This window comes from Ferruginibacter sp. (genome assembly GCF_014377975.1).
In the GTDB taxonomy this organism is placed as follows: domain Bacteria; phylum Bacteroidota; class Bacteroidia; order Chitinophagales; family Chitinophagaceae; genus Ferruginibacter.
The window spans coordinates 1-10,522 of the sequence record NZ_JACMOO010000274.1 but is presented as its reverse complement, the minus strand read 5'-3'; the positions used below and the strand labels follow the sequence as shown (position 1 = coordinate 10,522).

Annotated in this window: 8 protein-coding genes; 5 read left to right on the top strand and 3 right to left on the bottom strand. The window is 40.6% G+C overall.

Annotated features, from left to right (window positions below):
- The 3 genes from H7254_RS14330 to H7254_RS14320 all read left to right on the top strand — a co-directional run.
- Positions 1-3,178, top strand: a 3,178-nt coding sequence (locus H7254_RS14330) for a GEVED domain-containing protein (RefSeq protein WP_301933611.1), incomplete at its 5' end; no start/stop codon positions are given.
- A gap of 278 nt (positions 3,179-3,456) precedes the next feature.
- Positions 3,457-3,807: a DUF6370 family protein gene (locus tag H7254_RS14325; protein WP_301922637.1), complete on the top strand. Its 351-nt coding sequence runs from the start codon at positions 3,457-3,459 to the stop codon at positions 3,805-3,807.
- Positions 3,808-3,945: 138 nt separating this feature from the next.
- The gene (locus H7254_RS14320; protein WP_301933610.1) at positions 3,946-5,061 is read left to right on the top strand and encodes a Gfo/Idh/MocA family protein; all 1,116 of its coding nucleotides are present in this window, start codon (positions 3,946-3,948) and stop codon (positions 5,059-5,061) included.
- Positions 5,062-5,072: 11 nt separating this feature from the next.
- Here the strand turns inward: H7254_RS14320 and H7254_RS14315 are convergent, their stop codons facing one another.
- The gene (locus H7254_RS14315; protein WP_301933609.1) at positions 5,073-6,827 is read right to left on the bottom strand and encodes an SMP-30/gluconolactonase/LRE family protein; all 1,755 of its coding nucleotides are present in this window, start codon (positions 6,825-6,827) and stop codon (positions 5,073-5,075) included.
- Positions 6,828-7,062: 235 nt separating this feature from the next.
- On the opposite strand from H7254_RS14315, the gene H7254_RS14310 reads away from it, so the two are divergent.
- The gene (locus tag H7254_RS14310; RefSeq protein WP_301933608.1) at positions 7,063-8,289 is read left to right on the top strand and encodes a nucleoside permease; all 1,227 of its coding nucleotides are present in this window, start codon (positions 7,063-7,065) and stop codon (positions 8,287-8,289) included.
- Between the two features lie 70 nt (positions 8,290-8,359).
- Positions 8,360-9,553 carry a Gfo/Idh/MocA family protein gene (locus H7254_RS14305; RefSeq protein ID WP_301933607.1) on the top strand — a complete coding sequence of 398 codons (1,194 nt, stop codon included), beginning with the start codon at positions 8,360-8,362 and terminating at the stop codon, positions 9,551-9,553.
- A 90-nt stretch (positions 9,554-9,643) separates the two neighbouring features.
- Here the strand turns inward: H7254_RS14305 and H7254_RS14300 are convergent, their stop codons facing one another.
- Together H7254_RS14300 and H7254_RS14295 are read right to left on the bottom strand one after the other, a co-directional pair.
- Positions 9,644-9,946: a T9SS type A sorting domain-containing protein gene (locus H7254_RS14300; protein ID WP_301933606.1), complete on the bottom strand. Its 303-nt coding sequence runs from the start codon at positions 9,944-9,946 to the stop codon at positions 9,644-9,646.
- 176 nt (positions 9,947-10,122) lie between these two features.
- On the bottom strand, positions 10,123-10,522 hold a 400-nt coding region (locus H7254_RS14295), incomplete at its 5' end, for a hypothetical protein (RefSeq protein WP_301933605.1).

Sequence of the window (10,522 nt, the reverse complement as noted above, 5' to 3'; positions counted from 1 at the left end):
GGCGGCATTAACCCTTAAAGCCAGCCTCAATACAATTTGGTTTCAAAAAAATGAAGGGCAATTTGGTAACACAGATGTTTTGTATGGTTTCCGTACTTCTTTCGGTTCAATGGGAATATTCAATAACAAGTTAAGAGTAGTTACAGAACAGACTGCAAATTCAAAAAAAATTGGTAAACAAATAGTTGACATTACCTTTCCGGGATCAATGCCAAACTGGACAGTATTGCCTGGTAAAGATGCAGATGTAACAGGTTCATATAATACCAAATCTGGTACAATTAATGCCCCGATATTTAATGAGGTAACACTTAAAAACGTGTACCGGGGAATTGACCTTCGTTTATACTCCGGCGAAAATGGTGCTCTTGAATTTGACTGGCTGGTGGCAAGAGGAGAAGAGTATAAAAAAATACGAATGAATTTTAAAGGTCAGGATAGCCTTATAATTAATAAGAAGGGAGATATCGTAATTGATATGAGGCAGGATGACATGGAAATTGCAATACCAGAAACTTATCAGCTGATCAATGGTCATAAAAAAAAATTTTCAACCGGTATGGCTATGCTGAAAGATAAAAATACTTTACAGTATGCCATTGCCGGTAATATAAATCCAGGCCTTCCACTGGTGATAGATCCTGTAATGTTATGGTCAACCTACCTGCACAACAATACCAGTACATTTGATGAATACCTGTATACCATTGCTGTAAATACAGCCAGTGAAGTATATGCCTGTGGGTTTACCAACGAAGCCATCAGCAGCGCCTATATGAGTAGTGTAGCTCCGGGCTTTTTAAGCACTTATAACTATGGGTTAAATAGTTCTAATGCAGAACAGTCTGTAATTTTATATCGCTTAAACCCAAAAGGAACAGCCATTACAGCCTGGACCTATACCGGTCAAACAACCAATATTCCGGTAGCAATGGGCATCTTTCCCAACAACAGAATTTTAGTGGTATATCAGGCAGATACAGTACAAATTTTTTCAGCCGATCTTACTACCAGATACTTCAATAATCTGATTGCCGCCAATGCAGGTGATATAACCTATCAGTCACAGGCGATTATAGACAACAATGTATTTTATCTTGGTGGTGTTGCCGGAACGTCATTGCCAGCTTCACTAATACCAGCCACTGCACCAGATCCGCTCTTTTCCAAAGCTGAAGGATTAATTTTACGCGTCAAAGATGCAAGCACTACGCCTGTTGCTGAATGGGGTACTTATGTTGGAGGCTCTTCTGTAGAATCTTTTACTGCGATTGCCGCAACGCCGGATAAAACTAAACTTGCATTTGCAGTCCATGTAAACTCCAAGGGAAATGGTTATCCCGCATTGGTGAATGCAGTGGATAATACCATTGCAGGCAGCGAATTATTGGTAGGTGTACTCCCCGTTGGCATACCAACCGCATTTGATGTATTTTCTTATTTGGGCGGAAGTTTAAATGAAGGAAAAATTACCGACCAATCAAATGCGGCGCTTGTTGCCGCAGACAATAATTACTTTTATGTAGCGGGTAATACAACTTCAACAGACATGCCTGGTACAATAGGATCTGCCCAGCCAGGCCATGGTACAAACAGTGGCAGTTCCGATCAGTTTTTATCCCGGATACCATTAAATGGGAGTGCGGGCACCGGCTTTATTACCACTTATAATGGCGGAGATGGTATCGACCTGGTTGGTGGCCTTGTAATAGATCTTCGTACACATGATGTATTGCTTTTTGGCACTTCCGAATCTATCAATTTCCCAGTGTACAATGCGTCCACCTATAGCCCTTTTTACCAGGGAATTCATGGAGATACGGCTGCGGGAAAATTAGATATCACTTACAGTGTATTTGCAAACGGGCTTGCTGCCCGAAAATTTTCCACCTTTATTGGCGGAGACCATAATGATTATCTTGGAAGCACAGGAAAGCTGCAGGGAACCGGTCATTTTCAATACAATTTCATCAATGGATTTACTTATATTGGCACCACCATCCACTCAGATCAAACTACCATTCCAACACAATGGATGAGCAGTATACCTGGTTTTGATAAAAGTATACCCTTAGCTACGTTGGGTAAAGACAACCATTTTATTTTTGCCATGAGCCCCAGTACTTCAGATTTTGGAGATGCTCCGGCAAGTTATGATGCTCTTACACCGGCAAGTTCAGCCGTATCATTTTTTGACCTGCGTATTGGTGATGAAGTGGATGCGGAAGAGGGTCCCAATAACTCTGTTTTGGCTGACGGAGATGATCATTTAAATTCTGGTTCTACCGATGATGAGGATGGCGTTGCTTCTTTAGCAACCATCGCTCACGGGGCTACCAGTTATGCCGCCACAGTGTCTGTGTTTAATAATATCGGCACACCAGTACAGCTTTGTGGCTGGATAGATAGTGATGGCAACGGTATTTTTGATACAAATGAATACGCCACTGTAAATGTGCCTAATAGTGCAGTACAGCAATATGTTACATTACATTTTTCGGCACTCCCTCCTTTTTCCACTGTGTCCGGATTTACCTATTTACGCCTGCGCATAGCGAATGTTACTTTAACTGCTGCGGATGCCACCGGTGCGTTTGGAAAAGGAGAAGTGGAAGATCACATTGTATTACAAAACCTGGTACTACCGGTATTGCTCGAAAAATTTACAGCCATTCCGCAGGATGAAAACGTACTGCTTAACTGGACCGTAAACAAAGTAAACAATGTACAACAATACCAAATTCAACATGGCACAAGTATTGCCCAATTCAATAACCTGGGAAGCGCTGTTACAGATGGTAAAACAAACTACATCTGGCTGCACACTACACCAATAACCGGCAATAATTATTACCGTTTAAAACTTATTTGTACAGATGGAACAATTAGATACAGTGGTATACAAAAAGTAAATTTTAGTAAAAATACGCCTGTATCAGTTTATCCCAATCCTGTATCCGGCGTACTCAATATTAATATTACACACGCCATGATAAATAAACCCGGCATCATAAGTTTCTTAACTATTGACGGGAAAATTTTAAGCCAGAAAAAAATAGCTGCGCTGAATCAGGTTGAAAGTATAGATGTTAGTCCCTATCCGCAAGGAGAATATCTTTTAAAAATAACGTTTGCAGATAAAGTCATAGTGAAAAAAATAAATGTAAAAGTGTATTGATTTTTCAACATAAAATAAGCTTGCTGTGAAATTAAATTTTACAAACTGCCGGGAGGTATAACTCCGGCATTTTTTTAAATATATCGGTAACCTTCTGTTTTTTTTAGTTTCCTCCACTTCATAAATCAACAATCAATGATCGTCATTATCCGGGTAGTAAATTATGCAAACGGAAATTAACCGATACTATTTTTTCTTTTTACTTTCTCAAAATATAATATGGTTTTAGTACACTTTAAAAAAATTGATTAAATTCGAAGTCATTTAAATTTAGTTTTATGAAGCATATTTTTCTGCTGCTGCTTTGCAGCTTTATTATTTTGCCATTGATGGCGCAAAATAAATCAGCAAAAACAGATACTCCAGATCCTGCAAAAAAAATATTGATTGTAGAAACAGCCTGCGGCGAATGCAGACTGGGCCTTCATGGAAAAAGTTGCGACCTGGCGGTTCGCATTAACGGTAAGGCTTATTTTGTAGATGGTATTCACATAGATTCTTTTGGCGACGCACATGCAAAAGATGGTTTTTGCAAAGCGGTACGCAAGGCAGAAGCGCAGGGAACAATTGTGGATGACCGGTTTATAGTAACCTATTTTAAACTGCTTCCGTCAGATAAAAAAATGTAATCAAGCCTAATACTATTATCAGCAATACTTATCCTCTTTTAGTGTAATGTACACAATTGTTTAGTCAGCAATATTTACTTTTATAAATAATTTATCCTGTTACAATCATATTCGCTTAAAACTTCAAACAAAAAATATATGCACACGCGTCGCGACTTTATCCAAAAACTAACTGGCTCTTTGATAGCCTTACAAATTTCTCCAGCCCTTGTTACAGCAGGTTGCAACAACATAATAGTACCTTATGACGGTCCATTATTGCGGGTTGCCATCATGGGGCTGGGCAGTTATGGCACCCGGGTTGCGGAAGCTATGAAAGACTGTAAAAAAGCCAAACTCGTTGGAGTTATCAGTGGTACGCCCTCAAAAATAAAAGACTGGCAGGCCAAATATAATATTCCCGAAAAAAATTGTTATAACTATGAAAATTTTGACCAGCTCAAAAACAATCCGGATATTGATGTAGTGTATGTAATTACACCCAATGCCCTGCATAAAGATCAGGTGATACGGGTTGCAAAAGCAGGCAAGCATGTTATTTCTGAAAAACCAATGTCGATCAATGCTAAGGACGGACAAGAAATGATTGATGCATGCAAAAAGGCCCATGTAAAATTACTGGTGGGTTACCGGATGCATTTTGAACCAAAAACACTGGAAATAATACGCATGCGCAAAGCCGGTGAGTTGGGTAAAGTTTTATTTTTCCAGGGCCTTTGTGGATTTACCATTGGCGATCCCACGCAATGGCGTTTAAACAAACAATTATCAGGTGGCGGTTCTATGATGGATATTGGTATTTATGCCATCAATGGCGCACGCTACATGATTGGCGAAGATCCCATCTGGGTTACTGCGCAGGAAACAAAAAACAATCCCGAGAAATTTAAAGAAGGGGTAGATGAAACTATCCAGTTTCAATTTGGTTTTCCCGGCGGCGCTGTGGCTTCCTGTCTTTCTACTTACAGCATGAATAACCTGGATCGTTTTTTTCTGAATGGAGAAAAAGGGTATGCCGAACTCTACCCTTCTACAGGCTACGGACCTATCCAGGGCCGCACCAGTAAAGGCGAATTAACACAACCGCATGTTACCCATCAAACAGTACAGATGGATGAAATGGCGGGTATTATTTTAGAAGGTAAACAACCCGTAGTACCTGTAGACGGTGAAGAAGCTTTAAAAGATTTAAAAATTATAGATGCAATTTATGAAGCAGTTAAAACCGGTAAAAAGGTTGATTTAAAATTATAACGTTGCATGCGTTAAAGGCCCGGCTGCATAGGTTTATAAGGTGCATCAAATGGATTTATCCCACGGGTTTTTAATTTTCTGCGGTACACTTTATCCCGGCTGGTAACATATAAAATATTAAAGTCGGGACCGCCAAAACAACAATTGCTTGCCTGTCCGCCGGGTATTGGGATGATGGCATTTACCCGCCCCACCTGATCCATTATTTGTATACCCAAACGGGAGGTAACATATACCCGTCCGGCAGTATCTGCTTTTAATCCATCGCTCCATGCATTGACTGCTTCATCGGGATAATGCAACCAGCCATACCGTTGTTTGTAGGTAAGTGTGCCATCATTTTTAATGGAATAAATCCATACCCATTGTGAGGCTGATTCAGTAACATACAATTGTGTTTGATCGGGCGTTAGCGCTAGGCCATTGGCATATTTTATTCCTTCATCTACTACAAGTTTTTCTCCGTTCGGGCGGATCAAAAAAACCTTGCTGGGTTTTTCACTTCCATCGGGAACTGTAACATAGATATTGCCATTTTTTGCAACTACCAGATCGTTACCATCAATATTTTCTACAGCAATCTTTGCTTTTTCGTTGATATCATAACTTATAATTTGTTTGGTTGCCGCGGCGGTTGTATACCGTTTTCCATCTGCACCAAAGCAAGTACCACTGGCCCTTTTTGCATCCAGCTGCAACGCGTTTACCTTCCCATCAATACCAACTTTATACGTTTTTGAATTGGGAATATCCTGAAAATAAACCTCGCCTTTTGCATTGGCTGCAATACCTTCTGTAAAACCATACCCCTGCCCTGCCAGTTCCCAGTCCTGTCCGGGAATTAATAATTCGCTCAGGTATTTATTCTTTGATACTCCGGTTGCCACCGGTTTAGGCCAGTCCTTCCAAAGCCATCGCATGGCAGCAGGAAAGATGGATGTTCCCTGGTTACCGTTGTGACCATCCTCTCCCCAAACATGGGTTACTTCATAGCCACTAAAAGTCAGTGCACGTTCCATTGTTTCATTGGCCTTCCACCAATCGCCGCCATAAATATTTAAATCATTGCTGCCATCCTGCAAAAAAATACGAATTGGTTTGGGTTCATATTTTCTTATCAGTGTTGAATAACGGTCTGCTCCCCGCAAACCAACATAAGTACCAATGGCACTAAATACCCTGGAGAATTCAGCGGGCTTTTCCCAGGCAGCCGTGAAGGCACAAACCGCTCCGCTGCTTGATCCGCCAATAGCACGGTCGTTGCCATACTTTGATAAAAATATTGCACGCCCATCGCTTGTTTTTTGCTTTTCAACCGCAGGTAAAATCTCTTCTAAAATAAAACGGGCATACGCATCACCCAAACCATCATATTCAAAACTGCGGTTGTAACGATCATTGGCGGTAGTAGCATCAGCAGCCAATATGCGGCCATGCATCACAAATACGCCGATGGTAACGGGCATTTCTTTTTGATAAATCAGGTTATCAAAAACGGCCGGTGCCTTCCATTGAATGCCATCCTGGTTTACATACACACAGGCAGGTTTATCCGCACGGTACTGAGCGGGTACATATACCCAACATTCCCGCGAAGTACCAGGAAATATTTTAGACTGATCAAAAGTAAATTTCAGCACCTCTCCTTTTGGCACACCAGCCTGCTCAATGGATGCAGAATCCACACTGTATTTAATGGTTGGTGCTTGCGCCAACAGTTTTGCTGACGAAAGAAAAATAAGTAAAGCAATCAATAATTTATTCATATTGCAAGATGGTTTTAAAATTTTCTTGTATAGTAACCGCTTGAAAATCTAGCCTGTTAAAATACGCATTCTTTTTAAAATTCATTGTTTAAAAATAGTCTGAGAATTTTCTACTGACGCAGCATGCATGGACTGTTTATTTTATAGCGCCCATAAAAAAGGTTGCTGAAAACAAATACAATTACTTAATTTACGGTTTGGGGCTGGCCCCTTTTTTTTATTCAAAATTAGCTCCATGAAATCAACAACAAGAGTACAACTTTCGGCGATGATGTTTCTAGAATTTTTTATCTGGGGATCGTGGTATGTTACCATGGGTACTTACCTGGATAAAGTATTGCATGCAGATGGCGTGCAGATTGGGGCTGCCTATAGTGCTATGGCAATTGCTACCATTATCTCGCCGTTTTTTGTAGGTATGATTGCGGATAAGTTTTTTGCTGCTCAAAAAGTATTGGGAGTACTGCATCTTGCAGGAGCAGCACTTTTATATCTTCTTACCACTATTGACAATGCCAATTCTTTTTACTGGGTATTGTTATTTTATTCGCTGATGTATGCACCAACACTGGCGTTATCCAACTCGGTGGCTTTTCGTCAAATGAAAGATCCGGGTAAAGAATTTCCTTCCATCCGGGTGCTCGGCACCATCGGCTGGATTGCTACCGGCTGGCTGTTGGACAAGGTTTTTAAAATCTCTACTGATCAACTTGTATTTACTTTCAAAATGGCTGCCGTAGTTTCTGTGGGCCTGGGTATACTGAGTTTCTTTTTACCCGATACGCCACCAAGATCCAAGGGTTCTTCCACCACCTTTTCACAAATTTTGGGTGCAGATGCATTTGTGTTATTTAAAGACAAATCGTTTGTGACATTTTTTATTGCCTCTGTTTTAATCTGTATTCCATTGTCATTTTATTATAGCCTCACCAATTTATACCTCACCGAAGCGGGTATGCAAAACGTTACCAGCAATATGACTTTCGGCCAGTTTTCTGAAGCGTTTTTCATTTTGCTGATTCCTTTTTTCTTTCGTGAACTGGGTGTTAAATGGATGATTGCGGTGGGTATGATTGCATGGAGTTTGCGCTTTCTTTTTTTTGGATTTGGTAATGCAGGCAGCGCCGAATGGATGTTGTTTGCGGGCATATTGCTGCATGGTGTGTGTTTCGATTTCTTTTTTGTTACCGGACAAATTTATACCGATAGCAAAGCCGGAGAAAGAATTCAAAGCTCTGCACAGGGGATGATCACCATGGCAACCTATGGCATTGGCATGTGGATTGGCACGTTGCTCTCTGGCTTTGTAAAAGATCATTACACCATTAATGAAATAGTAAGCTGGAGAAGTATATGGATGGTACCGGCCGGCATTGCTGGTGGCGTACTGGTATTGTTTATTTTATTTTTTAACGATAATAAGAAGTCCGCTTTGCGAACAGAACCTGTACTGATGGTATAAGACAGACACTCAAAATGAAATAATATACACGCATAACTCACACATTCAAATTAATAAATAAAAAGCGAATATGAAAAAGATTGCTATGTTAGGCTCCGGTTTTATCGGGAGATTTTATGCAGATTCCATACAGGGACAAAGAAGTAAAGACAAGATTGTAACAATATATTCCAGGCGGGAAGAAGCGGCTAAAAAATTTGCGGAGGATTATACCTGCGAACGTTTTACTACCGATATGGAAGAAGCCATTGCAGGCGCAGATGTGGATGTAGTCTGTATTTCGTTGCCTAACAATTTGCACGAAGCCGCCGTGATGCTTTGTTGCAAACATAAAAAGGCCGTCATCACCACAAAGCCGCTGGGCCGTAATGCAGCCGAAGCAAAACGAATGTTACTGGCAGTAGAAGAAGCGGGTATCTTCAACGGTTACTTGGAAGATCTGGTATACACTCCCAAATTTTTAAAGGCGTATGAAAGTGTAAAGTACGGTGCATTGGGCAGAATTTTATGGGCTAAATCCAGAGAAACACATCCAGGTCCGCACAGTGATTGGTTTTGGGATATTGAGCAGGCTGGCGGTGGTTGCATTTTAGATTTGGGATGCCATTGCATTGAAATTACCCGGTCGTTTATTGGTAAAGATATTAAACCGGTTGAAGTAATGTGCTGGGCAGATACGCAGGTAAAACCGATTGATGCAGAAGACCATTCTATCGGGTTGATAAAATATGAAAACGGTGCGATGGCGCAGTTTGAAGTAAGCTGGACTTTTCGCGGTGGAATGGATTTAAGGGATGAAGTAATGGGTACGGAAGGCACCATCTGGATCAATAATTTTTTACGCACCGGGCTTGAAATGTTTACCACCGGCAAAGCAACGGACTATGTTGCTGAAAAATCTGAAAGTAATGCCGGCTGGCTGTTTCCGGTGGGTGATGAAATAAATGACCTCGGATACAACCACATGTTTACAGAGATGTTTAACTGTATGGAAAACGGCACTGCACCAAGAGAAACTTTTTATGATGGCTATGTGGTAAATGCCGTAATTGATGCCGCCTATAAATCTGCCAAAACAAAATTATGGGAGCCAGTACAATTGGATATCTGGCGTGGTAAAACAGGTTTAAGCAAAGAAAGCCACCTGGTAGAATACGATGCCGATCATTATTTAATTAAAGAAGAAACGACGCACTACGGGGCTAAGAAAGTTATTTTAAAAAATAAGGTTACGGGGAAGATTGAGGAGAAGGTAATTGAGTAAGATTCAAGTAACATTGTCAAAATAAAAGATGCACCTCAATTAAGTGGTGCATCTTTTATTTTTAGATCGTTCAGATTTGTTAGGCTGCTTTTATCGAATCACCATCATCTTGCTAACTTCTCTTTCTTCATCATCATAGATGAATTTATAAATACCGGCTGGCAAATTGCCTGTAGTGAGTTTAATCTGGGATGTTGCTTTTTTAACAACTATTGTTTGCAATATACGGCCCGCCATGTCACTGATTTTTATTTTTGAATCAGTAGTTAATACAGGAAGATTTACAAATACAACTGCTTTTGCAGGATTAGGAAATATAGTAATCAGGGCGTTATCAACTGAGCTAAGTTTCACCACATCACTCAAAGAAAATACACCATCTTTATCAACCATTTTAAGCCGGTAGAAATATACAGGGTTGCTTCCCAATAGATCCGTGTATTGATAATTCAATTTATCATTGCTGTTACCCGATGCGGCTATTCTTTTGACCGCCTTGAAATTATTACCTGTGCTGCTACGCTGCAGTACGTAATAGCTGGCATTTATTTCTGCTGTTGTAATCCATTTTAAGGTCTCTTTTTATCACGTATAGTTCCTGAAAAAGACAACAGTTTTACAGGTAATATTGCTCCGTTTACACTGCTTAGAAAGAAGCTACTGAAACCATCTACCGCAAAACTTACTTCCCAGTATTGTGCGGCTGCATTCCAAATAATATTGCCATCAGCCGGATTTATTTCTACTGCATTTCCTGAGTAGGTTCCAGGTAAACTGGTTGCGCTAAAGCCATGAAATTGGTACACACGCAGGTTTGTTTTGCCCGTCGTATCGGAGGGGCCTGTCGGCAAGCTGAGGCCGTGGCCAGGATAAGCGTTATAATTGTCAAACTCCTGCTGCGTAAAATAAAGCGTTACAGTAGCTTGCGCATTGGCTGCATTGGTTGCAGGCGTTATATCATAATGCCTT

Coding starts and splice junctions, on each gene's coding strand:
- H7254_RS14325 (WP_301922637.1), top strand. CDS start 3,457: ATGAAGCATATTTTTCTGCTGCTGCTTTGCAGCTTTATTATTTTGCCA.
- H7254_RS14320 (WP_301933610.1), top strand. CDS start 3,946: ATGCACACGCGTCGCGACTTTATCCAAAAACTAACTGGCTCTTTGATA.
- H7254_RS14315 (WP_301933609.1), bottom strand. CDS start 6,827: ATGAATAAATTATTGATTGCTTTACTTATTTTTCTTTCGTCAGCAAAA.
- H7254_RS14310 (WP_301933608.1), top strand. CDS start 7,063: ATGAAATCAACAACAAGAGTACAACTTTCGGCGATGATGTTTCTAGAA.
- H7254_RS14305 (WP_301933607.1), top strand. CDS start 8,360: ATGAAAAAGATTGCTATGTTAGGCTCCGGTTTTATCGGGAGATTTTAT.
- H7254_RS14300 (WP_301933606.1), bottom strand. CDS start 9,946: ATGGTTGATAAAGATGGTGTATTTTCTTTGAGTGATGTGGTGAAACTT.